This is a genomic window from Bacteroidia bacterium, from assembly GCA_019695265.1.
Lineage (GTDB): Bacteria > Bacteroidota > Bacteroidia > JAIBAJ01 > JAIBAJ01 > JAIBAJ01.
In genome coordinates, this window is sequence record JAIBAJ010000189.1 from 1 (window position 1) to 3,598 (window position 3,598).

3 protein-coding genes are annotated in these 3,598 nt (G+C 35.6%); 1 reads left to right on the forward strand and 2 read right to left on the reverse strand.

Annotated features, from left to right (window positions below; genetic code table 11):
* Positions 1-244: hypothetical protein (locus tag K1X82_15135; protein ID MBX7183444.1), on the reverse strand; the 244-nt coding region annotated here is incomplete at its 3' end.
* Between the two features lie 84 nt (positions 245-328).
* Complete coding sequence (locus tag K1X82_15140) at positions 329-2,155, reverse strand: hypothetical protein (GenBank protein ID MBX7183445.1); 1,827 nt, start codon at positions 2,153-2,155, stop codon at positions 329-331.
* Positions 2,156-2,768: 613 nt separating this feature from the next.
* Between K1X82_15140 and K1X82_15145 the strand changes: the two genes are divergently transcribed.
* Positions 2,769-3,305, forward strand: a complete 537-nt coding sequence (locus tag K1X82_15145; protein MBX7183446.1) for a hypothetical protein — start codon at positions 2,769-2,771, stop codon at positions 3,303-3,305.
* Positions 3,306-3,598 lie beyond the last annotated feature (293 nt).

Here is a 3,598-nt window from a genome sequence, read left to right on the forward strand (position 1 = left end):
TTCCGGCAGGAGCTTTGTTCGTAAATGGAATGGCTATATTAATATTCGTTTTTACATAATTTTTCCAGGCATTCTTCCCGCCTTCAAATTGTGGGGGTTTTTGATCAAGCAGCGTCAAGACATCATTGTCTTTAAAATACTCTTTTGTAATTGTTGTGTCTTTCGGTTTTTGCTGAGCATAAGTTTGTAAGGAAACTGAGTTTATAGAGAGCACCATTACTATATAGCATGTTATTTTGAGCATATGTGATGTTCAGGTTATGTAAGTGTTGTTGTGCATATTTTATTCCGAAATACTTCTGGTAAAATAACATGTAAATGTTAAAAGTTAATGAGTTATAACCAAATTGTATGTTGATTTGATAATCGGAGTAGCACCAAATTTTACTGTTAATGACCGGATATTGACATTGGAGTTTATATTTGGTTGACCAGAATAAATATATACATCAGTGTATTGGTCGGGTAATGAATTACAACTCCAATTTAGTGAATTTTCCCATTGATTACTAACTAATCCTGTCCATTTGCTTTCAAAAACTAGCATGAAAACTTTATCATTAATTCCATCTACTACGCATCTGAGCTTATATCCGTAAGTTGATGAAGGAATTCCGGTAATATGAATGGAATTACTAGTAGTACCGGAATAAATTGCATTATCAATTAAATTTGTAAAAGATATTCCATCAATACTTAATTGCCATTGATAGTTTGTTCCTACAATGTCTGTTTTTAAAATTGTGTCTGCGAGATTGCAAATTTTTATACTATTATAAGAAGCTGATGATAATTTCCATAAGTCAGTTGTACCATATAAAAGGGATGTTACAGGTCTGTATGTTGCTCCACCAAATAACCAAAAATTATTGTTGCTATCGGTCCAAGATACACCATTACTTTTATTTCCAGGTAAATTGGTAATTGACTGTATTCCAAGTTCACCAAAATGACCCAATGGATTTGTTATTGAATCGCCACCTATCCAAATCCAGGTGTTATTATTTTTTTCAAATTTCCATAGATCATTTTTTTGTGTTAGTAAATGAAAATTATCTGTTCCTGCCATCAACCAAAAATTTTGTTGATTATCTTTCCATGTGAAAGCCCCATACCTTGAACCCGGGTTATTATTGCTTGAAGCTATTCCTTTGCTGCCGTATCTTATTTCTTGGTTTCCAGTAGAATCCCCACTTGTCCAAATCCATTCACCTGTTAATAAATTATAATTCCATGTGTCATTAAAATCAACAATTGATGTACTATTTGCATCATATCCATAACCTCCAAACATCCATAAATTTCCACTTTCATCGCTCCAACAACTACCTGAAACTCGTGAGCCAGGTTTGTTGTTTATGGAGGCAAGATTTAGTTGGCCATATTTGCCATTTGAATTTACAGATTTATCTCCATTTACCCATGTCCATTGATTGGTACCTAGATTATATCTCCAAAGATCATTAGATGGACCAATAAATGAATTGGTAACAATAGAATAGCCTCCCATTACCCAAAAATTTCCTGAATTATCAGACCAGTATTGAGGCCTGTCTCTACCACCTGGTGCATTAGTAGAACTTGTTATTCCTTGTATTCCATAATTGCCAGCAACATTAATGGTATTGCTACCACTAATCCACGTCCATTGATTGATATTGATATCATATTTCCAAAGATCATTTAACCACCCAAAACTTGAAGTCTGACCAAAACCTCTTCCGCCAAATAACCATAAATTCCCATTTATATCAGACCAGCAAGCGCATCCGGCTCTTGCGCCAGGCCTATTTGCAGGAGCAGAAACACCAATAGTTCCATAAACACCGGTTTGATTAGGGAGATTACTCCCGTTGACCCAAATCCAAATATTGCTAACGGGATCATATTTCCATAAATCATTTAACCTTCCTCCACTAGATGGAGTGCCTCCAAACAACCAAAAATTACCATAACTATCCACCCATGTCGCTGCCAACAATCTTTCTCCTGGTTTATTGTTTAAAGAAGCAATACCTTGAATTCCATATACTCCAGTCTGGTTTAATAGACTGTCACCAGCAACCCACGTCCATTGACTATTATTGTTTATTTGAGCATTGGCAGATACATAAGAAAAAAAAATTAAAAGACCTACAAAAACTATTTGTTTCATATTCTGTAGCTTTTAAAAGGTTTTTAACGGCAGATTTTAATGATGAAAATCAATGATTCATGATTTTCAAAATTTCTTCTAAAATAGTCAAATTTTATAGACGTTTACTTTTTATATTTAATACATATAGGTTTGTACTGGGAATAACTTATAATGTTTTGGCGTTCGGCACAGTGATGGATTTTGGGGCATAAAACTAATAAAACACCGCACAAGTTAATGCTAGGTTAATGTTCAATTTACAAATTCACCAGCCAAAGCGCCAAACGCCTGTGTTTACCCAGAATGATAAATAATGATCATTTCTTAGAAAAACCAACACGTGTAAGAAACTTAAACGCGGCAATAAAGATCCAAAGTTCAAGCAAGTGGCAAGGTTGAGGATGGGGATACCCTGGCTGAAAGAAAGTCTATATGTAATATGGATGTAGTTTGATCATATTTTGAATCTTGTTGCATGAGCCACACACCGGAGTATATATAGGCGACCGGTCCAACAAATACACAAATCAAGTTAAAAAAACTACTCCAAAAGGAGTAGTTGTAATAACAAGATGATTATTTACTTTAGCCTGTTTGCTGGTTTGTTTTTTAACCTTCAAAAAATGTTGTTATGCATATCAAAACGTTATTATTGTTGTCAGTTATTGTTCTTACAGTGGGAGCTTGTAAAGAGAAAGATGATCCTGAGCCATCACCATCTGGCAGAAATCAATGGGATGGCAGGTATCGCATGGAAGGTACCATGACGGATCATTCCAATGCGGCTTTTGGATGGAAGGATAATACCTATCAGTATACGTTACAAACCAGCGGTGCTGCAACGGACAGCCTGGTTTCAAACGATCTCAGTTTTCCGGGTATTATTATAGGAAATACGGGAGGCGGTATCACCAATGCCACATACTACAGTAAGTTTGGATTGATATTTACTTTTGATGCGGCTACCAATAAAGTAACTTCAGTTACTAACTATTATGGTCAGCCTTCCACCTCGGGGCGTTCTGCAGTTCTTGATCCTACGGGTGTTAATTCGGTTGATCCGGTTACTAAGGATATACATGTAAAATTCTTTATGGACGAAACAGGCATAGCAGGGCACAGGTCTACATTTGATGTAACCCTGGTTTATTTGGGTGCGAGGCCGTAACTGCAAAACCTGGCTGCTGTAATTGTATACTGGTGAATGTTCTGTTCCCGGTAGGGCTTGTTTATTTGAAGCTTGTCAAATAAAATTTATCAAATTCACGAAAAAGAAACTTATTGCCAAACAAATTCAAAAGAGGTTTTATTAGTTTGGTGTAGTTTCCGAATAAGCGTTTGATGAAATAATATGCCAATAGATTCCATCTGATTGCAGCGTACAGCTATTTTGAAAATCATACTTGGTATACATTGGACTTGTAAATGTTGCAACATAATTTCTAAAAAATGTTGTCAGCA

Bases quoted from the DNA above. Each gene is read 5' to 3' on its own strand.
- K1X82_15145 (MBX7183446.1), top strand. From the start codon at position 2,769: ATGCATATCAAAACGTTATTATTGTTGTCAGTTATTGTTCTTACAGTG.
- K1X82_15140 (MBX7183445.1), bottom strand. From the start codon at position 2,155: ATGAAACAAATAGTTTTTGTAGGTCTTTTAATTTTTTTTTCTTATGTA.